Annotated in this window: 24 protein-coding genes; 5 read left to right on the top strand and 19 right to left on the bottom strand. The window is 69.2% G+C overall.

Annotated features, from left to right (window positions below; genetic code table 11):
- Positions 1 to 107 precede the first annotated feature (107 nt).
- From K1T34_RS20485 to K1T34_RS20440, 10 genes are all read right to left on the bottom strand, one after another.
- The gene (locus K1T34_RS20485) at positions 108 to 1,076 is read right to left on the bottom strand and encodes a glutamate ABC transporter substrate-binding protein (protein ID WP_255638613.1); all 969 of its coding nucleotides are present in this window, start codon (positions 1,074 to 1,076) and stop codon (positions 108 to 110) included.
- Between the two features lie 157 nt (positions 1,077 to 1,233).
- Positions 1,234 to 2,646: a hypothetical protein gene (locus tag K1T34_RS20480; RefSeq protein ID WP_220245839.1), complete on the bottom strand. Its 1,413-nt coding sequence runs from the start codon at positions 2,644 to 2,646 to the stop codon at positions 1,234 to 1,236.
- A 95-nt stretch (positions 2,647 to 2,741) separates the two neighbouring features.
- Positions 2,742 to 2,987: a DUF397 domain-containing protein gene (locus K1T34_RS20475; protein WP_220245838.1), complete on the bottom strand. Its 246-nt coding sequence runs from the start codon at positions 2,985 to 2,987 to the stop codon at positions 2,742 to 2,744.
- An 11-nt stretch (positions 2,988 to 2,998) separates the two neighbouring features.
- Positions 2,999 to 3,847: a helix-turn-helix transcriptional regulator gene (locus K1T34_RS20470; protein WP_220245837.1), complete on the bottom strand. Its 849-nt coding sequence runs from the start codon at positions 3,845 to 3,847 to the stop codon at positions 2,999 to 3,001.
- A 108-nt stretch (positions 3,848 to 3,955) separates the two neighbouring features.
- A complete protein-coding gene (locus K1T34_RS20465; RefSeq protein ID WP_220247312.1) occupies positions 3,956 to 5,203 on the bottom strand; it encodes a helix-turn-helix domain-containing protein in 1,248 nt (415 codons plus the stop codon).
- A 210-nt stretch (positions 5,204 to 5,413) separates the two neighbouring features.
- On the bottom strand, positions 5,414 to 6,556 hold the full coding sequence (locus K1T34_RS20460) for an acetoin dehydrogenase dihydrolipoyllysine-residue acetyltransferase subunit (protein ID WP_220245836.1): 1,143 nt from the start codon (positions 6,554 to 6,556) through the stop codon (positions 5,414 to 5,416).
- Positions 6,556 to 7,569: an alpha-ketoacid dehydrogenase subunit beta gene (locus K1T34_RS20455; RefSeq protein ID WP_220245835.1), complete on the bottom strand. Its 1,014-nt coding sequence runs from the start codon at positions 7,567 to 7,569 to the stop codon at positions 6,556 to 6,558. Before K1T34_RS20455 ends, K1T34_RS20460 begins: the two co-directional genes overlap by 1 nt.
- A gap of 14 nt (positions 7,570 to 7,583) precedes the next feature.
- Positions 7,584 to 8,540 (bottom strand): thiamine pyrophosphate-dependent dehydrogenase E1 component subunit alpha, encoded by a 957-nt coding sequence (locus K1T34_RS20450; RefSeq protein ID WP_220245834.1) that lies wholly within the window; start codon positions 8,538 to 8,540, stop codon positions 7,584 to 7,586.
- Positions 8,537 to 9,586 carry an ATP-NAD kinase family protein gene (locus K1T34_RS20445; protein WP_220245833.1) on the bottom strand — a complete coding sequence of 350 codons (1,050 nt, stop codon included), beginning with the start codon at positions 9,584 to 9,586 and terminating at the stop codon, positions 8,537 to 8,539. The genes K1T34_RS20450 and K1T34_RS20445 overlap by 4 nt, the downstream gene beginning before the upstream one ends.
- Before the next feature lie 291 nt (positions 9,587 to 9,877).
- Complete coding sequence (locus K1T34_RS20440) at positions 9,878 to 10,099, bottom strand: heavy-metal-associated domain-containing protein (protein ID WP_220245832.1); 222 nt, start codon at positions 10,097 to 10,099, stop codon at positions 9,878 to 9,880.
- Between the two features lie 108 nt (positions 10,100 to 10,207).
- Here K1T34_RS20440 and K1T34_RS20435 point away from each other — a divergent pair, with 108 nt between their 5' ends.
- Positions 10,208 to 10,348, top strand: a complete 141-nt coding sequence (locus tag K1T34_RS20435) for a hypothetical protein (protein ID WP_220245831.1) — start codon at positions 10,208 to 10,210, stop codon at positions 10,346 to 10,348.
- 1 nt (position 10,349) lies between these two features.
- Here K1T34_RS20435 and K1T34_RS20430 read toward each other — a convergent pair whose 3' ends face one another.
- The 3 genes from K1T34_RS20430 to K1T34_RS20420 form a co-directional block, all read right to left on the bottom strand.
- Positions 10,350 to 10,553, bottom strand: a complete 204-nt coding sequence (locus tag K1T34_RS20430; RefSeq protein ID WP_013222289.1) for a cold-shock protein — start codon at positions 10,551 to 10,553, stop codon at positions 10,350 to 10,352.
- A gap of 227 nt (positions 10,554 to 10,780) precedes the next feature.
- Positions 10,781 to 11,011: a hypothetical protein gene (locus K1T34_RS20425; RefSeq protein WP_220247900.1), complete on the bottom strand. Its 231-nt coding sequence runs from the start codon at positions 11,009 to 11,011 to the stop codon at positions 10,781 to 10,783.
- 279 nt (positions 11,012 to 11,290) lie between these two features.
- Positions 11,291 to 12,952, bottom strand: a complete 1,662-nt coding sequence (locus tag K1T34_RS20420) for a thiamine pyrophosphate-binding protein (protein WP_220247311.1) — start codon at positions 12,950 to 12,952, stop codon at positions 11,291 to 11,293.
- Between the two features lie 117 nt (positions 12,953 to 13,069).
- On the opposite strand from K1T34_RS20420, the gene K1T34_RS20415 reads away from it, so the two are divergent.
- The 4 genes from K1T34_RS20415 (at position 13,070) to K1T34_RS20400 (ending at position 16,901) form a co-directional block, all read left to right on the top strand.
- Positions 13,070 to 14,350, top strand: coding sequence for a hydroxyacid-oxoacid transhydrogenase (locus K1T34_RS20415; protein ID WP_220245830.1), 1,281 nt, complete (start codon positions 13,070 to 13,072; stop codon positions 14,348 to 14,350).
- Complete coding sequence (locus K1T34_RS20410; protein ID WP_220245829.1) at positions 14,344 to 14,757, top strand: thioesterase family protein; 414 nt, start codon at positions 14,344 to 14,346, stop codon at positions 14,755 to 14,757. Before K1T34_RS20415 ends, K1T34_RS20410 begins: the two co-directional genes overlap by 7 nt.
- An 87-nt stretch (positions 14,758 to 14,844) precedes the next feature.
- The gene (locus K1T34_RS20405) at positions 14,845 to 15,468 is read left to right on the top strand and encodes a cysteine hydrolase family protein (protein ID WP_220245828.1); all 624 of its coding nucleotides are present in this window, start codon (positions 14,845 to 14,847) and stop codon (positions 15,466 to 15,468) included.
- A 218-nt stretch (positions 15,469 to 15,686) separates the two neighbouring features.
- Positions 15,687 to 16,901, top strand: coding sequence for a cytochrome P450 (locus K1T34_RS20400; protein ID WP_220245827.1), 1,215 nt, complete (start codon positions 15,687 to 15,689; stop codon positions 16,899 to 16,901).
- Here K1T34_RS20400 and K1T34_RS20395 read toward each other — a convergent pair.
- The 6 genes from K1T34_RS20395 to K1T34_RS20370 form a co-directional block, all read right to left on the bottom strand.
- On the bottom strand, positions 16,888 to 18,138 hold the full coding sequence (locus K1T34_RS20395) for a cytochrome P450 (RefSeq protein ID WP_220245826.1): 1,251 nt from the start codon (positions 18,136 to 18,138) through the stop codon (positions 16,888 to 16,890). The two genes, K1T34_RS20400 and K1T34_RS20395, sit on opposite strands and share 14 nt — an antisense overlap.
- Entirely contained in the window at positions 18,135 to 18,665 is a 531-nt protein-coding gene (locus tag K1T34_RS20390) for an ATP/GTP-binding protein (protein WP_220247310.1), read from the bottom strand. The genes K1T34_RS20395 and K1T34_RS20390 overlap by 4 nt, the downstream gene beginning before the upstream one ends.
- A gap of 52 nt (positions 18,666 to 18,717) precedes the next feature.
- On the bottom strand, positions 18,718 to 19,077 hold the full coding sequence (locus K1T34_RS20385; protein WP_220245825.1) for a DUF742 domain-containing protein: 360 nt from the start codon (positions 19,075 to 19,077) through the stop codon (positions 18,718 to 18,720).
- Complete coding sequence (locus tag K1T34_RS20380) at positions 19,074 to 19,487, bottom strand: roadblock/LC7 domain-containing protein (RefSeq protein WP_220245824.1); 414 nt, start codon at positions 19,485 to 19,487, stop codon at positions 19,074 to 19,076. The genes K1T34_RS20385 and K1T34_RS20380 overlap by 4 nt, the downstream gene beginning before the upstream one ends.
- Positions 19,488 to 19,554: 67 nt before the next feature.
- A complete protein-coding gene (locus K1T34_RS20375) occupies positions 19,555 to 21,006 on the bottom strand; it encodes an ATP-binding protein (RefSeq protein WP_220245823.1) in 1,452 nt (483 codons plus the stop codon).
- Between the two features lie 481 nt (positions 21,007 to 21,487).
- A complete protein-coding gene (locus K1T34_RS20370; RefSeq protein ID WP_220245822.1) occupies positions 21,488 to 22,717 on the bottom strand; it encodes a glycosyltransferase 87 family protein in 1,230 nt (409 codons plus the stop codon).
- Positions 22,718 to 22,774 lie beyond the last annotated feature (57 nt).

Below are 22,774 nucleotides of genomic sequence, written 5' to 3'. Positions count from 1 at the left end.
TCGCACGGCCGAAACGGCGCGAGCGGTCCAGTCGCGCGGGCGTGCGCGGCGCCAAGGGGCCGTTCGCGCGAGACGGCCGTGGCGGAAGGGTGCGCCACTCGATCGGACTACTTGTAGTTCGGCGAAGGGGGCGTGGCCGGGCCCAGGCGGGCGCCGACCCATTTCTGGTAGCTGGATTGCCACGTGCCGTTGGTGCGGGTGGTTTCGAGGACCGAGTTGACGTAGCGGACGAGGTCCGGTTGGTCCTTGGGGATGCCGATGCCGTAGTTCTCCGTGGTCATGGGCGCGCCGGCGACCTTGACGGTGGGGTCTTGGGCGGCCATGCCCGCGAGGATGGTGTCGTCGGTGGAGACGGCGTCGACCTGGTGCTGCTGGAGCATGATGAGGCAGTCGGACCAGTTGTCGACCGAGATGGCCGTGGGGTGGGCCGGGTCGGTGGCGATTTTGGCCAACGAAGTCGACTGTTTGGTGGCGCAGACGCGTTTGCCCTTCAAATCAGACAAGGATTCGGCGTTGGAGGCCTTGGGGACCAGGATCTTCTGGCCGGCGACGTAGTAGACCGACGAGAAGGCCACGTCCTTCAGGCGCGCGCACGTGATCGAGTAGGTGCGGACGACGATGTCGACCTGGTGGTCCTTCAGCACCTGCTCACGTTGCGACGACGCGATCGCCCGGAACTGCACGTGGCCCTCGGCCGAGCCGAAGATCGCGGCGGCGATCTGGTTGACCATGTCGATGTCGAAGCCCTCGAGGTTGCCCGACTTGGGATTCCGGAAGCCGAACAGGTACGTGGTCTGGTCGACGCCCGCGATGAGCTTGCCGCGGGCCTTGATCTTCGCGACCGAAGGCGAGCTGACGGAGGCGCCGGCGGGAGAAAGGCTGGCGGTGGGGTCGCAGCTGGAGTCGGACGAGCCACCGGCGGAGGCGTCGGGCCCGCCGACGTCCGCGGGCATCGGCCAGGCCGCGTCACTCACCGGAGCCGGGTCGATCGGCTGAAGTGCCGAGCCGCACGCGGTGGCCAATACCGCGACCACCGCCAGTGCGGCCGCCCGGAACAAGTGACGCGACCGAATCACCGGTACTCCCTCAATCTCCGCCGTCCGCAGGTCACGATGCCCGCTGTCGCCGATCTCCGTCTCATGCTGTGGGCGCCGTCAACCGACGCCGAACCCCGCCGAGCGCACGACACGGCAGCCGCCGGCCGTGCGGAGGACGTCGGGGAGGGAGCCGGGGTCACCGGTACTCCCGGAGGCGTTCGCGGACGCCGACCGTCACGCCGCCGGCGGCGAGCACCGCGAGGAAGCCCACGCCGGGGGCCAACGCCGTCAACGCGTTGTCGCCGGCCTGGGTGTCGTCCAGGAATTCCTGGCGGCAGACTTCGATGGCGTCCTGGAGGTTGGCGTCGAGGCGCGCGAAGGCGGCCGCGGCGCTGCCCTGGCTGACGGAGGTCGCGAAGTCGACGGCCTGCTGGTACTGGCCGGAGTCGTCGAGTTTGCGGACTTCCAGGTGGGCCAGTGACCACTCACGGGCGGCTTCTTCGGCGGCCTCGATCTTCTGCTGGCCGGGGGTGCCGGCGGCGAGGTCGCGGGCCTGGCCCAGCAGGCCGCCCGCGCCGTCGGCGCCGACCAGCTGCTCGGCGAGCTTGATGAACTGCTGTTCGTACGTGCCGCCGTCGCCGCGGGCGACCAGGGTCAACGTCTCGTCGGCGCGGGCCTGCAGGGCGGCGATGCGCGCGCGGGCGAGCACGTCGACCTGCGAGCTGCCGTCGGTCTTGCCCGCGCCGACCAGACTGCCCTGCACGACGAGCGCCACGGCGCCCCACAGCATCGACAGCACGATGCACGCCGTCGCCACCAGCAGGCCGATGTTGACCACGCGGTTGGTCTTGCGCGTGAGGTACACCTGCGTGACGACCAACGCCGCCACCAGCGCGAGCAACAGCGCGACGGCCGCCCACGGGAAACCGGTGCTGTCGTCCTGCTCGGCGGAAAGCTTGTCGGTGTCCGCGCGGTACAGCGCTTCAGCCGCGGGCAGGATCGTCGTCCGCATCAGCTGGGAAGCCTCGCGAAGGTACGAAGCACCCGAGGGGAAGCCCTGACGGTTGTTCGCGCGCGCCGTCTCGACGATCCCGGTGTACACGGGGATCTTCTGGTTCAGGATGTCCACCTGGTGAGCGGCGTCACCCACATCGGCGGTGTCCGACGCGGCCTTCGCCAACGCCGAACCCGCCTCCGCGATGTCCTGCTCGTACTTCTTGCGAAGCTCCGGCGGCTCGGTGCCCACCGACAGGAACGTGGTCGCCGCCGTCGCGTCCGCGTCGGACAGCGAGCGGAACACCTGCTGCGCCGCCGCCGCGAGCGGTTCGCGGTAGCTGATCAGGCCGGAGATGGTGTCGTCTTTGTCCTGCGCCGACAGCGTGCCCACAAGCCCCGCCACCAGCGACAGCAACACCAATCCCACGGCGATCACCGAAAGACGGCCCGGCGTCGTCGCCGCCGATCTCACGATCGCGCGCACCGCCTGGCCCGGCAGCTCCAGCAAGCCCGCGATGCCGCTGCGGCCTTCCGGTTCCTCAGGCGGGGGCGCGGAAGCACCCGTACCGCCAGTGCCCGCAGACGTCTCCGGCCGCGTCACCGTGCTGGTCATCCCCGATCCTCCCCGTACGCCACCCGCAGAAGGTAGCCGGTCGCGGAGAGCCGGGCGAACCTCACCCGGAAGGTGTCACCAGCACGTGATCTCGATCAGCGCCCGGCAGCGGCCAAGAACGCGGTCCACGCTTCAGCCGAAACGGTGAGGTGACCCGCACCACGGTCCTTCGTGTCCCGCACGCCGATCTCGATCGACGGGGTGGCAGTGACCTCGACACAGTTGGCCTGGTCAGTGCTGAAGGAACTCTTCTGCCACCCGCCAACCTCAACACAGTTGGACTGCGAAGTGCTGTAGGAGCTCTTGCGCCAAGTTGCCTGGACTGGGTTCGGGGCGATCATCGTGCGTGCTCCTAGGATGCGGTCATCTTGTCGATCACCGTGGAAATCAGCCCGGCGGAATCCTCGGGTGACAAAGCCGCGGCAAGAATCCCACGCCAGCCGAGCCTAGCACGGGCAACTGGCTCCTCATCCTCGATAAAGCTGGTGGCGCTGCGGGTTTCCGCATGGGTGAGAGTCGGCTCATCGCGAAACTCGAGGATCACGAGCGGCCCTTCGAGGCCGGGGTGCCCGCCTGCGCTGAAGGGCACAACCTGCATCGTGACACAGCTGCGATTGTTGATAGCGAGCAAGGACTCCAGTTGCAGCCGCATCACTTCTGAGTCGCCGATTATGCGGCGGACTGCCGTTTCCTCAACCAGCAGATGGACTTCGGGTGCATCTCGCCGACTGAGAACCAGCTGCCGAGCCAATCGCGCCGCGACGAGTCCCTCGACATCGGACTCGGTCAAGCTCGGGTTTGTCGCGTGAATGACCGCCCGCGCATAGTCCGGCGTCTGCGCCAGGCCGGGGATCACCAGCGGCTCGTAGTTCTTGATCCGCAGCGCGTCGTCCTCGAAGCGGATCAGTTCCTTCCAGGTGGGTGGCAGCTTGCCGTGGATCTCGTGCCAGTTGCGCTCCTCGCCGTCGCGCAACAGCTTCAGCAGCTCTTGGCGCTTTTCCGTTGGTGCGTGCAAGAAGCCGAGGATGGCGGAGACGTCGTCCACGTAGAGGCCGCGGTCGCCGGTCTCCATGCGGCTGATCTTGCTCTCCGAGAAGCCGAGGCCCTCGGAAACCTCTCTGCACGTGAGGTTCGCCTTGATCCGCAAGGCCCGCAGCTCCGCGGAGACCCGGCGCTGCCGCACCGATGTTCGCTTGGTCATGGTGCACACCATCGCCGCTTGCCACGCGGGCAAGAAAGATCACTCACACCAATGGTGGTTGCGCGTACGCGGGGCAACCCGCGCGTGCCAGCGCTTCGCGCACCAAAACTAGCCCGCGACGGCCGATCCGTGCACGACGACTTCGAGGTTGTCGGCGAACCGGTACGGCCGCCCGACGATGATCCCGCCGACGATCCGCCGCAGCCGCGAAACCTCGGCGCGGACGGTGACCGTGCGCGTCGCGTCGCCGAACAACTCTGACGAGAGTTGTGAAGCGCTGCAGCCGTTTCGGTGGGCGGCGAGGGCGTACAGGAGCTGTGCGTGACGCGGGGAGACGCGGTGGGTCCATTCGCTCGCGGAGCCGTAAACCGTGAGCACCGGTTCGCCGGGGATGCGCAGGTCGAGGGAAACCCGGGTCGGCGGAGCGGCTTCGGAGTCGGTCATGCGAATGAGCCAGCCGCCGGGCAGTGGTTCGACCACGCAGTGACCGTGGGCGGGCAGCCACAGCGGGCCGGGTCCCACGGACACGGGCAACGGCAGCCGGCCGGCGGCCGCGAGGCCGGTGGCGGCAGAGATCGCGGAGGGAGTGGTGGTGGCGATCCAGCCGTGCTGATCGGTCACCAGCGCGCGGCCGGAAACCTTGGCCAGCAAAGGAACCGCGATGCCACGCAGGCGTTCGAGGTCGGTCAGGTGCGTGGTGCGCAGCTGGGATTCGGCAAGGCGGCCGACGGCGTCGACGAGGGCGAGGGTGGTGGCGTGGACCGTCGAGGCGGAGCCGGAGAGGTCGACGACGCCGAGGAGCCGGCCGTCGCGGGGATCGTGCAGCGGGGCGGCGGCACAGGTCCAGTCGTGCTGGGCGCGGACGTAGTGCTCGGCGGAGTAGACCTGCACCGGCCGGCGAGCCACGAGCGCCGTGCCGATGGCGTTGGTGCCGACGGCTTCTTCCTGCCAGTCGACGCCCTCCACGAAGCCGAGGCGATCGGCGCGGCGGCGGACGGGAACCGAGCCGTCGCGCCAGAGGACGTGGCCGGCGGCGTCGACGATCACCATGATGTGCGCGGCCTGCTCGGCCAGGCTGAGCAGGCCGCCGCGCAGTATCGGCAGCAGCGGGGCGAGGCCGCTTTCGCGGCGGCGTTCTTCGAGCTCGACGGCGTCTAGGATCGGCGAGGACGCGCCGCGGTCCGGGTCGATGCCGAGCCGCTGTACGCGGGACCAGGACTCGCTGATCACCGAACGCGGCGCGCTGGGCAGCGCTTCGCCGGCGATGGTGGCTTCGTGGAGACGGGCGAGAGCGCGCGCGTGCCGTCGGGGGTCAACCCCGACCGGCAACGCTGCCTCGAGGTGCTGCTGGCCCAACAACCACCCGCTCCTAGTCCGACTCCCCCAATGTGGCGTTCGGTGCGCTCAACGCACCCAACGCCGCATTGGGGTGCTCCTCACCCGGCCTCCGGCGCCAGTGTGCAGGTGGTCGGGCCGTGATCGGAAGGGGCGGTGACTTCACCGACAGAGTCGATCAAAGGTCGAGCAAGGCCGTGACGGCGTCGGTCAAGGCCGTAAGGACGTCGGTCAAGGCCGTGCCGATCTCTCCGTCGCCTCTGAGACGATCTCGACAACCACCTCGACAACGGCCGACGGTTTCTCCAAGTGGACCAGGTGGCCGGCGCCCTCGACGGAGTGGACGTCCGGGAGGCCGGCCGCGTTTTCGGGTGGGAGGACGGCGTCTTCGCTGCCCCAGACCACAGTGATCGGGCCTTCGTACCGGGCCAGGAGCGGGGCGATGTGCAGGGCCGGGGTGTCGTCGTCTTCGAGCAGGGTGCCGAGGAGTTTCTCCAGGACTCGGTCGACGCCGTCGAGGCGTTTGTACTTGAGGAGGTCGTCGGCGAGACGGCGCGTGACCAGGTCCGGGTCGGCGAAGAGTGCGCTGAGGTGGGGTTTCAGTTCTCGCCTCGACGTGGCGGTGGCGAAGCCGCGCAGGTAACCGGCGTTGATGCGGTCACCGAAGCCAGCCGGGGCCACCAGCGCGAGCGAAGAGACCTTCGCGGGTTGTGCCGCGGCGGCAGCCACGACGACGGCGCCGCCGAGCGAGTGGCCGACGAGGTGCGCCTTCGTGACGTTGAGTGTTTCGAGGAAGCCGAGGACGGCGTTGGCGAGGGTGGTGAGGGAGCCGTCGCCGACGTCCTTGGTGGACTCGCCGTGACCGGGGAGGTCGAGCGCGTGGACGGTACGGCCGTCGGCGAGCGGCTCCTGGACGAAGAGCCAGGAGTTCTTGTCGCCGCCGTAGCCGTGGACGAGGACCACCACCTCGCCATCCGCATCACCGCTGTCACCGAGCGTGGCGTAACTGAGGGTGCGGCCGTCGACCTCGACGGTGCCGGTGACCGGTCCCGCCGCCTCCTCGACCACGCCTTCGGCCAGCTCCCGCAACGCGGCATCGGCGGCTTCGTCGACCTCGGCGTCGGCGACGGAGGCGGGCGCGACCAGGGCGATCGTTGCGCCGACGGGCACGTCCTCCCCCGCCGGCGCGATCACCCGGCGCAACACGCCGGAGCCCGGGGACTCCAGCGTGCCGGTGATCTTGTCTGTGTCGATGTCGACGAGGTCGTCACCCTCGGTGATGTCGTCGCCTTCGGTGGCGAGCCAGTCGGTGATGCGGCCCGTCTTCATCGACAGGCCCCACTTGGGCATGGTCACACGCTGGATCTCGGCCATCACCGAGTCCAGCCCACCACGGCTTTCGCCGCGTTGACCACCTGCTGGGGGCCGGGGATGTAGAGGTCTTCGAGCGCGTCGGAGAAGGGCACGGGCGTATGTGGCGGCGTGACCATCTCGATGGGTGCGCGCAGGGACGCGAACCCTTCGCGGGCGACGAGCGCGGAGATGTCGGTGGCGAGGTTGCAGCGCGGGGAAGCCTCGTCGACGATCACGAGCCGGCCGGTGTTCTCGACGCTTTCGAGGATCGTCTCGGTGTCGAGTGGACTGGTCGTGCGCGGGTCGATCACCTCGGCCTCGACCCCGGTCGAGGCCAGCTCGCGCGCGGCTTCCTCGGCGACGCCGACCATGCGGCCGATGGCGACGATGGTGACGTCCTCGCCGTCGCGGACGACGTTGGCTTCGCCGAAGGGAATGGTGTAGCTGTCTTCGGGGACTTCGCCGGAGGTGTCGTAGAGGGCCTTGTGCTCGCAGAAGATCACGGGGTCGTCGTCGCGAATGGACTGGATGAGCAGGCCCTTGGCCTCGTACGGGCTGGAGGGCACCACGACCTTGAGTCCCGGGATGTGCGTGAAGATCGGGTACAGGCACTGGGAATGCTGGGCGGCGGCCCGCAGCCCGGCGCCGTACATCGTGCGGATCACCACGGGCGTGCGCGCCTTGCCGCCGAACATGTAGCGGAACTTGGCCGCCTGGTTGAAGATCTGGTCGAAGCAGACGCCCATGAAGTCGATGAACATCAGCTCGGCCACGGGCCGCTGGCCGGCCGTGGCGGCGCCGATGGCCGCGCCGATGAAGGCCGATTCGGAGATCGGCGTATCGAGCACCCGGCCGGGGAAACGGTGGAAAAGCCCTTTGGTGACACCGAGAACGCCGCCCCACGCGTCTTCCTCACCGGGGCTGCCCGCGCCGCCGGCGTTGTCCTCGCCCATCACGATCACCGACTCGTCGCGCTGCATCTCCTGCGCGAGGGCCTCGTTGATCGCTTCGCGGTAGCTGATCGTGCGTGCCATGACTCGCGCTCCCTTCAGTACGAGACGTAGACGTCGGTCTCCAGGTCGGCTCGGGTGGGTTTGGGTGCGGCTTTGGCTTCCGCCACGGCTTCTTCGACAAGTTTCGCGACTTCGGTGTCGACCTTGTCGAGGCTTTCCTCGGACAGCTCGCCGCTTTCGACCACTCGGGTGCGGAAGCGCTTGAGGCAGTCGAGGTGCTCGCGGGCGTGGGCGACCTCGTCGGCGCGGTAGGCCTGCTGGTCGCCCTCGAAGTGGCCGAAGTAGCGCGTGAACTTCATTTCCAGGAGCGTGGGACCGCCGCCGGCGCGGGCGCGGTCGATGGCCTCACCGGCGGCTTCGGTCACGGCGAAGAAGTCGTAGCCGTCGACGATCACGCCGGGCATGCCGAAGCCGGCGGCGCGGTCGGCGATGTTGTCCGAGGCCACGGACCAGGTGCTCGACGTCGCTTCGGCGTAACCGTTGTTCTCGGCGACGAAGACCGCGGGCAGGTTCCAGACGGACGCGAGGTTGAGGGCTTCGAGCGTGGTGCCCTGGTTGCTCGCGCCGTCGCCGAAGAAGGCGACGCCGACGCCACCGGTCCCCCGCTGCTTCGCCGCGAGCGCGGTGCCGCAGATGAGCGGCGGGCCGCCGCCGACGATGCCGTTGGCGCCGAGCATGCCCTTCGACAGGTCGGCGATGTGCATCGAGCCGCCCTTGCCGTGACAAGATCCCGTGGTGCGGCCGTAGATCTCGGCCATCATGGCCTTCACGTCCACACCCTTGGCGATGCAGTGGCCATGGCCGCGGTGGGTGCTGGCGATGGTGTCGCGGCGGTCGAGGTGGCTGCAGACGCCGGTGGCCGAAGCCTCCTCGCCGGCGTAGAGGTGGACGAAGCCGGGGATGTCGCCGGTGGCGAACTCCTCGTGCACGCGTTCCTCGAACGCGCGGATCGTGCGCATGGTGCGATAGGCCTCCAGCAAGGTCTCCGTCATCGTCGACGCTCCTTTCCCTTCGTAGGCGCACCGCCTTCGGTGGATGTGGTGCGCAACAACCCTCGTTGGGCCGCTTCGGCCATCACCGCGCGGACGTCGACGCACCACGGCCCGTCGGACCGGAGCTCGACGTACGCGCTCTCCCCTGGCTTGAGTTCGAGCTCGCGTTCACCGTCGACGGCGATCACGCCACCGCCTGCGGCGAGGTCCACGCGCATGCCCTGCTGGAGCACGCCCCAGCCGCGCACGCCGACGGCTTTCACCAGGCCGGGGGCGATGGGCGCGTGGACCACGTGCGGGGTGACGCCGACGGGCCCGAGCTTGAGGGCGACGCCGTCGGCGCTGGAGCGCGGGCTCGGGCAGAGCTGGCCCGCGATGCTGGAGAGGCCGATGCCGTCGGGCTCGGCGAAGGTGCAGTAGAGCTCGGTGAGCGACGCCGGATCCCACAGCGCCTTCGCGCCGACGTGCTTGCTCAGGGTCACGGCGACGTCCACCAGGGCGATCTCGCGCCGCGCCTTGGTGACGACTTCGAGCTTGCTGACGCGGTGGGTGACCAGGTCGGGGTCGATCTGACCGCTCGCGATGAAGCCGGCGGCGAGACCCGCGACGGTGGCTTCGCGCATCTGCGGGAAGGCGTTGTTGGTGCCGGTGGACAGCGCGAGCAGCGGCACCTCGCCGCACGCCTTCGCGGCGACCCGGGCCGTGCCGTCGCCGCCGAGGCACACGATCACGCCGGCACCCGCGTCGACCATCCGGCGGACGGCGTTGATCGTGTCCTGCGCCGTGCCCGTGAGCGGTTCTTTGTCGCAGAACTCGACACCCGGCAGCGGCTCGCGGCTCAGCCGGCGGTGCACGGCCGCGGAAATGCCACCGAGGTCGGTGGAAACGAGCGTTCTCTCGACGCCCGTGATGGCGAACGCGGCCAGCACGCGCTGGACCATGTTGGCCTTCTCGGCCGTCGGGAACACGGACGCCTGCGCCACCAGCCGCCGGATGTCCCGCCCCGACGCCGGGTTGGCGACGATGCCCGCCACACCTGGGCCCACCACAGTTCTCCTTGTCCTGCTTGTGCCGGTTCAGCAGACCGTGTGAAGCCGGATAGGGGAAGGGTTGCGGAGGGTTGCAGCTCGATTGCTCACCCGGACGGCCCAGTACTTCGGCCGGGGGAATCACCCACCCGAGGCAGGGCACGAAGGGGCACACCGTGCGACACGGCTTGCGCCGATCCGGTGACTTCCCCGCGTGGGCGGCGGCCGCGGCGGCGCGACGCAGTGCTCCGAGGCAGTGCTCTGAGGCGGTGCTCTGAGGCGGTGCTCTGATCCGCCGGTTCTGATCCGCTAGACGAGTGCCGCGGTGCCTTCGTAGGTGTAACCCGCTTCTTCGACCGCACCGCGGACGACGTCTTCGGTGAGCTCTTCGGCGCTGCGCACGACGACGCGGCCGGTTTCGACGTCGACCTCGACGCTTTCGACGCCCGGAAGGTCGGTGATTTCCTCGGTGACCGACTGTGCACAGTGGCCGCAGGACATCCCGGAGACGGTGTAGCCGTTCTCGATCATGGCGCGCAGCCTACGAGGTCCACGTCAGACACGATCGGGTGATAGCGGGGTGACCTGGAGGCACGGAAGTCGTTGTCCGGCAAAGGAAACCAGATCGTGAGACGGTCTGTGGCAGAGCAGACGGCAGCGATGAAAAGCGACGGCGCCGACAACGACAGCGCTGATTACGACAGCACTGACACGACAGCGCTGGCAATGAAAAAGGCCGCCACCCGTAGCGCGGGTGGCGGCCCCTTCACGAAGGTCTAGGTCAGATGACGGTGACCGACGTGGCCTGCGGGCCCTTCTGGCCCTGGCCGATCTCGAACTCCACGCGAGCGTTCTCTTCGAGGCTCTTGAAGCCGTTACCCTGGATCTCGCTGTAGTGAACGAAGACGTCGCCGCCACCGTTGTCGGGGGTGATGAAGCCGAACCCCTTCTCGGAGTTGAACCACTTCACAGTGCCCTGAGTCATTAAATATCTCCATACATAACACCAAAAACGGGAAGCCACATCAGCACCCCGAGTCAAACCCGGGCGGTTTGCTTCCTCGAGTGAGGAGACACTACGCCCGCTGATATCTGCGAGCGTAACTCACAAAAATCAAGACCATCGAAAGTAAAGCACAGCTTGTGGCACGTGGACAACCCGAACCACCCGGACTCACCCTGGTGAACAGGCGTGAGCCAGGCCGGGGTGAGCTATTCGCCACTCGCCGGACGCAGACCGCCGCCGAACGGCGAACGCCAGCCGGCGTCCTGGTCGCCGACCACGACGGCCACGTCGTGGGCCTCCGCGACGGCGCTGAACAGCACCGGCACGACACCCGAGGTCTCGCGGACCTGCTCCGTCGCCGTGCGCGCCCCGGCGGCACGCGCCGCCGCGGTGCGGGCAGACGAACCACGCGAAACCGTGGTCTTTTCGTCGGCCATGTTGAAGCTCCCCTCGTTCCCACCCGCCTCCCAGCGGGCGATGCCGTGATGATGTCACCCGGCACCGACAGAAACCGGCCGTTCCCGTCCGGGCCAGACCACTGAATCGGTAACCCTCGCACTGTGGAAGCGTGCGCGGCGCGTCCCGATGTGACGCTGCATGTGACTGCCGGATCCCGGTTCTCCCGCGAACCCCTGGGAACACCGTCAGGCTACCGGAGCCACCCCCCTGCGGCCACTGAACTTTCCCGGCGTTTCCCGTTGCGCGCCGGAGAAAAATCACTGCCCGGGTGATTGCGGGCGAACCGCGCTCAGCAAGGTGCTCAGGCGGACGTCGGGCGTTACGACGTCCGGGTCCGTCCTCACATCGATCACACACGGACGCTGGCGCACCAACGCACTCGCGACGATCGCCTCGAGCTCTTCGCGATCGTCCACCGTGTACCCGGCGGCGCCGAGCCCGCGGGCCCACGACGCGAAGTCCGTGAGCGGGATGGTGACGCCCGAGAGCCGGCCGTGCGCGCGGGCCTGGTGCATGGCCAATGCCCCGTGGACGCCGTTCTGAAACACGACAACCATCACAGGCGCTCGGTAGCGGACGGCGGTCTCGATCTCCTGGCCCGTCATGAGGGTGCCGGCGTCGCCGACCATCGCGACGACGGCGCGGCGCGGTTCGGCGAGCTTGGCCGCGATGGCGGCGGGCACGGCGTAGCCCATGGCCGCGTTGCTCGGGCCGAGCTGGCTGCGCGGCGCGGTGAAGCACCAGTAGCGGTGCATGAACTGCGCGAAGTTGCCTGCGTCACTGGTCACGATCGTGTCCTCGGGCGCGAGCTTGCGCAGGGCGCGGATCACGTCGACGGGGTGCACGCGCGTGTTGCCGCTCGTGTCGGGCGGGGTCATGAAGGTGTGCACGGCGGCGTTGGCGGCCGAGGCGCGGCGCGTGCGCGGCGTCGCGATCGAGCGCAGCTCGCGCAGGAACGGCTCGACCTCGGAGTCGACGCGGAAGGTGAGGCCGCGGCGGCGCTGCTCGTCGATACCGGTGCCGACCAGCACGAGCGTCTGCTGCGACGTCGGGTAGCGGTAACCCTGGGTGGTCACCTCGTCGAGCTGGGTGCCGAGGGCGAGCACGAGGTCGGCGCGTTCGAGGGCGTCGAGCTGGCGCGCGGGGATGCCGAGGCCGAGGTGGCCGGCGTAGCGCGCGTGCGTCTCGGGGAAGGCGTCCTGGCGGCGGAAGGCGTTGTAGACGGGCAGGGCGAGCTCGTCGGCGACGGCGATCAGCTCGTCTCGCGCCGAACGCGCGCGGCCGCCGACGATGACCACCGGGTAGCGGGCCTCGTCGACGAGCCCGGCGACGGCTTCGGCCGAACGGCCCAGCGTTCCGGTGATCGGCGGGCGCACCTTGGCCACCGGTTTGGCCGAGTCGTACGGCACTCCCCACGCGTCACTGGGCACGCCGAGCACAACCGGTCCCGGACGGCCTTCGCGACAGCGCGTGAGCGCTTCGGCGAGCAGGCCCGGCACCGCGTCGGGGTCTTCGGCGCGTACGCACCACTTCGCGATGGACTCGAACATGGCCGTCAGGTCGGAGGTCGGCAGCTCGCCGGTGATCGCGCGGTCGAGCGCCGGCGTCTCGAGGAGGACGACCATCGGGGTCTCGTCCTGGTAGGCCGTTTGCACGCCGATGGCGAGGTTCGCGGCGCCCGGGCCGCGACTCGCGAGCAGCACGGCGGGGCGCTCGGTGAGCTTGCCCTCGGCTTCGGCCATGAACGCGGCGCCCGAATCGTGCCGCGCGGAGACGAGGGTCACTTCGCGCTCGCGCTGCAACGCGTCGAGCAGCTCCAGGAACGCTTCGCCGACGACCGCGTACACCCGGCGGACCTGGGCCTCGGTCAGGATGCGCACGGCCGTCTGGGCGACGGTCGCTCCTAATTGGTATCTAATGAGGAGAGCTTAGGGCGGCACGGTTCACCGCAGTCAAGTGATCTTCGAGGAATGACCGCGAAAATGGGACAAATGTCCACTTTGACCGCCGGCTGACAGGAAGCGAGGACCGGGGCCTTGACGTCCACCGAGCATGAAACCGTTTTCACGTACGGCGCGCCCGCGTTGAAGTACGGCACGGGAGCCAGCGACGAAATCGGTTACGACCTCACGCAGTACGGCGTTCGCCGGGTACTCGTGGTCACGGATCCGACCGTCGCCGAGACAGGGTGGCCGGCGCGGATCGCTTCGGGGATCGAGTCGTACGGGATCGCGACGGAGGTCTTCGACGGCGTCCACGTTGAGCCGACGGACGTGAGCATGCAGAAGGCCGTGGACTTCGCGCGCGGGACCGGGCCGTACGACGCGTTCGTGGCCGTGGGTGGCGGGTCGAGCATCGACACCGCGAAGGCGGCGAACCTGCTGACGTCCAACGAGGGCTCGTTGATGGACTACGTCAACGCGCCGGTGGGCGGCGGGCGGGCGCCGTCGAACCCGTTGAAGCCGCTCGTGGCCGTGCCGACCACGACGGGGACCGGGTCGGAGAGCACGACGGTGTGTGTGCTCGATGTGTTGTCACTGCGGGTGAAGAGTGGGATCAGCCACCTGCGGCTGCGGCCGACGCTGGCGGTGGTGGACCCGCGGCTGACGGTGACGCAGCCGGCCGGGGTGACGGCCGCGTCCGGGATGGACATTCTCTGTCACGCGGCGGAGAGCTACACGGCGAAGCCGTACACGTCGTTCGACCGGAAGAAGCCCGAGCAGCGGGTGCCGTACTGCGGGTCCAACCCGTTGGCGGACATGTTCGCGGAGAAGTCGTTGTCATTGCTGTCGTGGGCGCTGCCCAGGGCGGTGCGCGACGGCTCGGACCTGGAGGCGCGCGAGGCGATGGCGCTGGCCGCGACGTTCGCGGGGCTGGGGTTCGGCAACGCCGGGGTGCACATCCCGCACGCGAACGCGTACCCGATCGCGGGGCAGGTGCGGGAGTTCCACCCGGACGGCTACCCGGGCGACGAGGCGATGGTGCCGCACGGGATGGCGGTGTCGCTGACGGCACCCGAGGCGTTCCGGTTCACGTTCTCCGCCGCGCCGGAGCGCCACCTGCGGGTGGCGCGGCTGCTGGCGCCGGACTTCGAGTGGGCCGGGGACTTCGAGGACCACCTGCCGGCGGTGCTGGTGAACCTGATGCGGGAGATCGGGATTCCCGCGGGAATCGGCGCGGTGGGGTATGCGGAGTCCGATGTGGACTCGTTGGTCTCCGGCACGGTGAAGCAGCAGCGGTTGCTGGCGACGGCGCCGCGGGAGGCTTCCGAGGACGACTTGGCCGGGATCCTGCGGGCTTCGGTGCACCTGTGGTGAGTTACCCGTTCTGGCAGACGATTCCGTTGCGGTGGAAGGACAACGACGTCTACGGCCACGTGAACAACGTGGTGCACTACTCGTTGATGGACACCGTGATCAACACGTGGCTGATCGATCGCGGCGGGCTGGACATCGAAGCCGGCGAGGTGATCGGGCTGTGCGTGGAATCGCGGTGCCAGTACCACGCTTCGGTGTCGTTCCCGGGGTCGGTGCGGGTGGGGCTGCGGGTGGCGCACCTCGGGCGGTCGAGCGTGCGGTACGAGATCGGGATGTACACCGCCGCCGAGGCGCTGGTGGCGGAGGGGCAGTTCGTGCACGTGTTCGTGGACCGGGAGTCGCGGCGGCCGGTCGAGGTGACGGGGAAGCTGCGGGAAGCACTGGCCGAGCTGGTCACGGCCGATTGATTTCAGCCAGTGGAATCCCTCCTGGTGGCCGCGTGGTCCAGCCGGTAGGTTCCCGTCTCCCGAAGCGGCTCGACCGAGGTGGCGACTGTGCGATTCGACGAGGAAAAGCTGAACCCCGCCAAGGCGGCCGTCGTGGTGGTGGACGTGCAGAACGACTACTGCCATCCCGACGGCGCGTGCGCCCGGCGCGGCGAGGACGTGAGCGCGGCCAAGGAGATGATTCCCCGGCTGCAGGCGCTGCTGACCGGCGCGCGAGCGCACGACGTACCGGTCGTGTTCGTGCAGACGGCGCACGAGAAGGCGACCGACTCGGCGGCGTTGACCGCGCGGTCCGGTGGCCGCTCCGGCGTGGTCTGCCGGGCGGGGACGTGGGGCGCGGAGTCGTTCGAGGTGGCGCCGCTGCCAGGGGAACCCGTCGTGCTGAAGCACCGGTACAGCGGGTTCGTGAACACCCGGCTGGATTCGGTGCTGCGCACACTGAAGGCCGAGACGCTGGTGATGGCCGGCGTCAGTACGAACGTGTGCGTGGAATCGACCGCGCGGCACGGTTACATGCTCGACTACCACATCGCGTTCATGGGCGACTGCTGCGCGGCTTTCACGCAGGCCGAGCACGACGCGGCGCTGGTGAACATCGACAAGTACTTCGGTGCGGTGATGGACGCCGATCAGCTGCTCGGCACGTGGGATTCGATCGCGCCGAGGGGCTGAGGACGGCCCGGATCGGCACTTCCCGAGGCGGTAATCCCGCTGACCGGAAAAACTCTAGAGAGTGACGCGAGGCCCCCGATCACTACGCACGGACACCGAACGACGTTCGGCCGGTAATCCACCTGGAGCAGTGGTCTACTCCAATGGTCTGAATTTTCCCCGCGCACGCAACGTCCGTCGATAACGTGGTTACTCCACCGCCCGAGCGAGGGAGCTCCATGACCACGGCACGTCACGCGCCGGACATCCTTTCCGCCGAATTCGCAGCCGACCCGTATTCCGCGTACGACATCATGCTGGAAGACGAGCCCATCGTCTGGCATGAAGGCATGCAGAGCTACATCGTTTCCCGCTACGACGACGTCGCCCGAGCGTTTCGGGAGCCCGTGTTCACCACGGACAACTACAGCTGGCAGCTGGAACCCGCGCACGGGCGCACGATCCTGCAGATGAGCGGGCGCGAGCACTCGATCCGGCGGGCGCTGGTGGTGCCGGCGTTCCGCGGCAACGAGCTGGAGCAGAAGTTCCGGCCCGTGATCGAGCGGAACTCGCAGCAGCTCATCGACGGCTTCCGTGGCCGCGGCGAAGCCGACCTGGTGCAGGACTACGCGCGCCACTTCCCGATCAACGTGATCGTGGACATGCTTGGTCTGGACCAGAGCGACCACGAGCGGTTCCAGCGCTGGTACACCGCGATCATCGGCTTCCTCGGCAACCTCAGCCAGGACCCGGACGTGGCCGCGGCCGGCGTGCGCACGCGCGAGGAGCTGGCGGAGTACCTGATCCCGATCATCCGGGCCCGCCGCGAAAACCTCGGCGACGACTTGCTTTCCACGCTGTGCTCGGCCGAGGTCGACGGCACGCGGATGAGCGACGAGGACATCAAGGCGTTCTGCAGCCTGCTGCTCGCCGCCGGTGGGGAGACCACCGACAAGGCGATCGCCAGCGTGTTCAAGAACCTGCTGGAAAACCCGGCGCAGCTCGAAGCCGTGCAAGCCGACCACGGGCTGATCCCCAAGGCGTTCGCGGAGACGCTGCGCTACACGCCGCCGGTGCACATGATCATGCGCCAGCCCGCCGAGGACATCGAGATCGCGGGCAAGCGTGTGCCGGCCGGCAGCACCGTGACCTGCCTGATCGGTGCGGCCAACCGCGACCCGCGACGGTTCGAGAACCCGAACGAGTTCGACATCTTCCGCACGGACCTGCCGACGGAAACCGCCTTCTCGGCGGCCGCGAACCATCTGTCGTTCGCGCTGGGCCGGCACTTCTGCGTCGGCGCGCTGCTGGCGAAGACGGAGATCGAGGTCGGCGTGGCTCAGCTGCTCGACGCGATGCCGAACGTGCGGCTCGCCGACAACGCGGACACCCACGAAGCGGGGGTGTTCACGCGCGGACCGTCGGCGTTGCCGGTGCGGTTCAGCCCCAGCTGACGGCGTGACTTGCGACGTAAGTCGGCGTGAACGTGACGGGCAGTGACTCCAGCCCGCGCATCCACATCGACCGCTGCCACTTCAGGGACTCGTCCGGCACCGAAAGCGACAGGTCGGGCAGCCGGTCGAGCAGCACCTCGACGGTCGTGCGGGCGATGACCTCCGCGACCTCGGGCGCGGGGTGCGGGCAGCCGTGCTCGCCGTGGCCGAACGACATGTGCGCGTGGTTCCCGGCGGCGCCGCCGGCGAGGTCGGGACGCACGTGCGGGTCGGCGTTCGCGGCGGCGAGGCCGAGCACGAGCAGGTCGCCGGTGCGGATGCGGCGGCCGCCGAGCTGCGTGTCGCGCGTGGCGAAGCGGCCGATGAAGTTCTGGGTGGGCGTGTCGTGCCAGAGGACCTCGTTGAGGGCCTCGCCGACACTGCCGCGCCCGCCCGAGAGCGTCATCGCGAAGCGGTCGTCGGTGAGCATCAGCCGGATGGTGTTGCCGATCCAGTTGGCGGTCGGCTGCTGTGCGGCGGCCGTGACCACCAGCAGGTCCTGCACGATTTCGGCGTCGGTGAGCCCCGCGGGGCTGTGGGCCATGTGCGAAGGAACGTCGTGGCCGGGCTGCCGGTGCTTGAGCGCCAGCAGCCGGCCCATGGCCTCCTGCACGCGGCCGTACGCCGGGATCGCGTCGGGGCCGACGTCGAGGGAGATCGCGACGTCGCGCACCAGTGCCGGGGTCTCGGCCTCGGGCATGCCGTACATCTTCGCGATGGCCAGCAAGGGAATCTGCATCGCGAACTGCGTGATGAGGTCGGCCTCGCCGGTGCCGGCGAACGTGTCGATCAGCCGGTCGGCGATCTGCTCGCAGTGCGCGCGCAGGTCGAACTGGTCCACCGCGGACAGTGCGTCGCCGATCGCGCCGGCGCGGCGGCGGTGTTCCAGCGCCTCGGTGAACATCACCGACGGGTTGTGCGCCACGTAGGGCAGCAGCGGCCAGTCGGCCGGCACGTTCTCCCACTGGTTCCAGCGGCGCGTGTCGCGGGCGAACAGCTGGGAATCGCTGGTGACCTGGTGCAACTCGCGGTAGCCGCAGACCAGCCACGCGGGGACGTCGCCGTCGAGCAGCACCGGGGCGACACCGCCGTACTCCTGGCGAATCCGGCCGTAGAGGGTGGCCGGATCCTCCTGGAACCGCGCGCCGTAGAGCTTGACGAAGTCCTCTGTGGACACTTCAGGCCGGTGTTCGGTCACGGCTGGTTCTCCCGGGCGGTGGACAACGAGTAGAGGTGGTCGACGAGCGAGATCAGCACCTGCTTGGACGAGTCGCGGCGGCGCGCGTCGCAGTCGATCAGGGGCACGTCGGGTGAGAGGTCGAGCGCGTCGCGGACCTGGCTGAGATCGTGCGCCGGCGGCTCGAAGTTGTTGCGCGCCACGATGAACGGCGTGCCGTGGTGCTCGAGCCGGTCGATCGCGTACCACGAGTCGGCCAGGCGCCGGGTGTCGACGAGGACCACCGCGCCGAGCGTGCCGGAGAACAGCCGGTCCCACAGGAACCAGAAGCGCTCCTGGCCGGGCGCGCCGAACAAGTACAGCACCATGCGCTCGTCGAGGCTGATTCTGCCGAAGTCGAACGCCACCGTGGTCGTGGTTTTCCCTTGCAGGCCCTGGTCGATGCCGACGCCGGCCTGCGTCATCGTCTCCTCGGTGCTCAGCGGCCGGATCTCGCTGACCGACCGGACCATCGTGGTCTTGCCGACGCCAAAGCCCCCGACGATCACGATCTTCAGCCCGTCGGCGGCGGTGGCGGCCAGCGGGGCGCGAGGGGTGCGTTCAGAGATTGCGGAGTCCAACGAGCACCTTCTTGAGGAATTCGGAGTCGGGGATGGACGCGCGCTGCAGCGCCGAAGAGGGGTGGCGGGCCGAGACCTTGCCGCTGTCGAGCAGATCCGTGACCAGGATCTTCACGACGCTCACCGGCAGCGAGAGCTCCGAGGAGAGCTCGACGACCGACGTCGGGTGCAGGGCGATCCGCAGGATCCGCACGTGCTCGGACTGCATCCCGGCCGACGGCGCCGACTCGGCGACGATGATCGTGACGAGGTCGAGCTCGAGGTCCTCGGTGCGGCTGCGCCCGCCGGTGAGCGTGTAGAGGCGGTCGGGGTCCTCTTCCTCGACAGCGCGGCGGATCATGCCGTCGGACCGGCCTGCGCGTAGCGCGGAGCGGCGGTCAGGAACGAGCCGATCTGCTCGACCAGCTCGTCCATGTTGTGGCCGATCAGGCCGACGTCGGCGTCTTCGGCCGCGATCACCGCGAGGTGCGCGCCGATGCCGGCTTCGACGATGAACAGGATGCCGCCGTGGAACTCGGTCATCGAGTTGCGGATGCCGCCGCTGCCGTCACCGAACTCGGCCGACGCGCCGTGCGAGAGCGCCTGCACGCCGGCGGCGATCGCGGCCAGCTGGTCGGCCTTGTCGATGGAGAGGCCGGCGGTGTGGCAGAGCTTGAGGCCGTCCTTCGACAGCACCAGCGCGTGGACGGCTCCCGGCGTGTTGCCGACGAGGTTCTCCAGGAGCCATTCGAGGTTCGAGTTCTGGGTCATCGAGGATCCGGGGGCGGAAAACGCGCGCCCCCTCACTCCAATCTGGGGGTTCCGGTGCGGCAGGGACTCAGTCGTTGTCATCGGTGTCCGCCTGCGACTCGGCCGGACTGGTGGCGACCCTGCGGGTGCGGCTCTGCTGGAAGGCCCCGAACCGGGCGCCGCTGTCGCCGTGGCTGCGGTTGGTCGGCCGCGGGCCGGGGCTCGGCGCCAGCTGGCGCGACGCGGCGAGCGTCTGCCCGCGCGGGCGCTTCGGGAGGCCGCCCGACTCGCTGAGCACCGGTTCCAGCGTGCCGCGCGTGGACTCGCGGCCCTCGGCGCGCACGGCGCTGACCAGCGCTTCGCTGCGCGGCTGGGCGTCGGAGAGGGGGTCGGTGAACGGGTCGGTGCGCGGCTGCGTGATCAGGTGGTTGGGGATGCGCAGGACCACGCCGGTGCCACCGCGCGAGGACGGGCGGAAGAACACGTGCAGCTGGTGCTTGCGGGCGAGCTGGCCGACGACGGCGAGGCCGAGGCGCGTCCCGGAGATCGTGGTGAGGTCGAGCTTTTCGTTCTGCGCCACGGCGATCTCGGCTCGCGTGAGCGCCTGCGGCTTCATGCCGAGGCCGCCGTCTTCGATGGTGATCACGGCGCCGTTGTGGAGGTCCTCGACGTAGACGTGGACCTCTTCGGAGGGCGCGGAGAACTTGGTGGCGTTGTCCATCAGCTCGGCCAGCGCGTGCATCACGTCTTCGGCGGCGTACCCGGCGATGGCGCTGCTGCTGGTGGAGTGGATGCGCACCCGCGTGTACGCGCCGATGCGGCCCATGGCGCCGCGCAGGATGCTCTCCATGCGGATCGGCTTCGCCCAGCGGCGGCCCGAGCGCGCGCCCGTGAGCACGGCGATGGAGTCGGCGAGACGGCCGGCCTGGGCGGTGCTGTGGTCGACCTTGAGGACCTCGCCGAGCATGTCCTCGGGGCAGTGGTTCTCCATCTCGCGCAGGTCGGCGAGGATGCTGGTGGACAGCGCCTGCACGCGGCCGGCGGCGTTCGCGCACGCGGCCGTGGCGGCGGCGCGGCGGCGCTCGCCCTGGGCGACCTCGTCGATGAACAGGCGCATGATCCGGTTCTGGAACGGGTCTTCCGGCAGGTGGGTGGAGTTGTAGACGTCGGCGGCGCTCGTGCCGTCGCGCAGGCGGTTGACCAGGGCCGGAAGGGTCTGGTCAACCATCATGGAGAGCTCGAGGTTGACGGCCGTCATCTGCCGAGCCTCGATCTGCGCCCGGCGCTCGGCGTGGCGGGCACGCTCCTCGGCGCCGGTGAGCGCCGACGACCCGCGCGTGGCGAGGTAGACGGCGACGACGAGGGCGACCCAGGTGACGGCCGCGACGACCGCGACGAGCACCCGGTTCTGCTCGGGCACCTCCAACGTCACCCACGCCCACAGCGCACCGGCGACGACCGCCGTCACCGGGACCGCGACCGCGGCCGGGACGACGCGCCCGCGCTGCTGCGCGTGGCGGGCGGGCAGTTGTTCCGACATGGCTTCAAGTCCTCGCGTCCGGTTGGTGGCAGGCCGTGCGCCGGGTTGGTGGTCTCGCTCGTTGTTCTGGCTCGTTGTTCGGGCTCTTCGCTGGTTCACGGCCTTCGGCGAAAGCGCGGTTTTCGCTTCCCGCCGGTGGCGCCGCTCCCCCATGTCTGGATGGCGGGACCCGGATATTAGCGCCATCACATCCGGGCTGCGAGCACCAGTGCCCTGGCGGGGTGCTAATAGGGCTCCGCGCCAGGGGTTTGACGAGGGATTTCCGGCGCGTCGCCACTCTTCGCGTTTCCCGATGTGACGCTGCGTGTGATCAAGGCGCGCCGCGGGACCTTTCGCCCGGGGCGGGCGTTGTGCGCGGCAATTCCCCCGAACAGAGCAGTGCGTTCACCAACTCAGCCCTAGGGGGCTCGCGGCGGGGTGACCGATTGTTTGGCGCGGTCACCCGACGGGGAGATGAATTGTTGTGTTTTGGCGATCGCGATTATGAATTCTGTTCGATGAGTGGGGAAATACGTCCGGTGGGGCGTGGACAGGCCTCAGCGGCGAGTGCCGGTTCTTCGAGGCTCACCGAGGCCGGCTGCGTGACGACCAGCAGCCAGGTGAGGAGGCCGAGGGCGAACAGGAGGTACGAGTCGCCGACGACGTGCTGCCAGGGTGCCCACGCGAGTTCGCGCATGTCGCTGTTGGGCAGGAAGGCGTGGGGTGCGGCGATGAACACGAGCGTGCCGGCGGCGAGGGCCGCGCCTTGGCGGGTGGTGCGGACGCGGGCGGCCAGGATGACCAGCGCCGGGGCGACCCAAACCCAGTGGTGCGACCAGGAAATCGGGGAGAGGACGAGGACGGCCGTCGCGTTGACCACGAAGGCGAGCGGCGGGTCCACTCGGCGCATCACGACCACGGCGGCCGCGATGACGAAGGCGGAGATGCCCAGCCACAGCACGTCGTACGCCAGCGGCGGCAGGTTGAGGCGGTGGAGCGCGCCTTCGATGGTCTGGTTGGTGGCGTAGGGCGAGCCGCTGAGGCCGGCCGCGCCGGTGAGGCCGCCGCCGAAGAAGTACGTCGCGGAGGCGGCCGGGGCGACGAGGAAACCGAGGCCGGTGGCCGCGGCGCCGGCGATCAGGGCGTTGCGGGCGGAGCGGAAGTCCTTGGTGAGCAAGAAGAACAGGAGAAAGCCCGCCGGGGTGACCTTGATGGCGGCCGCGATGCCGACGCCGATGCCACGGGGCCAGCGCGGGTTGGGCATGAGGATGTCCACGGCGACGAGGGCCATGAGGACGAGGTTGATCTGTCCGAAGGAGAGTGTGGAGCGCACGGGTTCGAAGGCCAGCGCGGCGACCGTGAGCGCGGTGGCGGGGAGCGCGGCCTGCCAGGTCGGCTTCAGGCGGCGGACGGTCGCGTAGAGCGTGACCCAGAGGGCGGCGACGGAGACGAGGTCCATCAGCACGGCCGAGACGGCGAGCGGTGGGAGCGTCATGACCGTGAAGACGACGGCCGCGAACGGTGGGTAGATGAAGGGCAGCGGGAAACCGGAGGTGGTGGCGGGCAGCTGGCCGTAAAGGTCACCGCCGTGGAGGACCGCGTCGGCGCCGAAGCGGTAGACCTGCAGGTCGACGGGCCCGAAGCTGCCGACGATGGCGAGCACTCCCCCGACGATCACCGTCGCTGCGGCGACGAAGAGCAGTTTTCGCTTGGTGGGTTGTTCTTGCAGCATGTCCCCAGTCACCTCGTGCTCCGGTGTGCTTGATCCGGAGTCCGAGCCTGCTGGGAA

Origin of the sequence: Amycolatopsis sp. DSM 110486, assembly GCF_019468465.1 — a bacterium.
Classification (GTDB): domain Bacteria; phylum Actinomycetota; class Actinomycetes; order Mycobacteriales; family Pseudonocardiaceae; genus Amycolatopsis.
The sequence above is the reverse complement of the archived record's forward strand: the minus strand, read 5'-3'. Positions and strand labels throughout refer to the sequence as shown.